This window comes from Pantoea latae (assembly GCF_002077695.1).
GTDB classification, from domain to species: domain Bacteria; phylum Pseudomonadota; class Gammaproteobacteria; order Enterobacterales; family Enterobacteriaceae; genus Pantoea; species Pantoea latae.
Genome location: NZ_MWUE01000072.1, coordinates 1 through 244, shown reverse-complemented (window position 1 = coordinate 244; position 244 = coordinate 1). Strand labels below are relative to the sequence as shown.

Annotated in this window: 1 rRNA gene; it reads left to right on the top strand. The window is 57.8% G+C overall.

Annotated features, from left to right (window positions below):
- Window positions 1–161: 161 nt before the first annotated feature.
- Window positions 162–244, top strand: a 5S ribosomal RNA gene (rrf, locus tag B2J69_RS23490); the annotation flags it as partial.

The following is a 244-nucleotide window of genomic DNA, read 5'->3' as shown; positions in this document are numbered from 1 at the left end:
TAGGCCGGGTGTGTAAGCGCAGCGATGCGTTGAGCTAACCGGTACTAATGACCCGTGAGGCTTAACCTTACAACGCCAGAGGCGTTTTGTGAGACGCGAGATTTTCAGCTTGTTAACGGATACTCCGCGTGGCCTTATGGCGGCGCGGAAAACAGAATTTGCCTGGCGGCACTAGCGCGGCGGTCCCACCTGACCCCATGCCGAACTCAGAAGTGAAACGCCGTAGCGCCGATGGTAGTGTGGG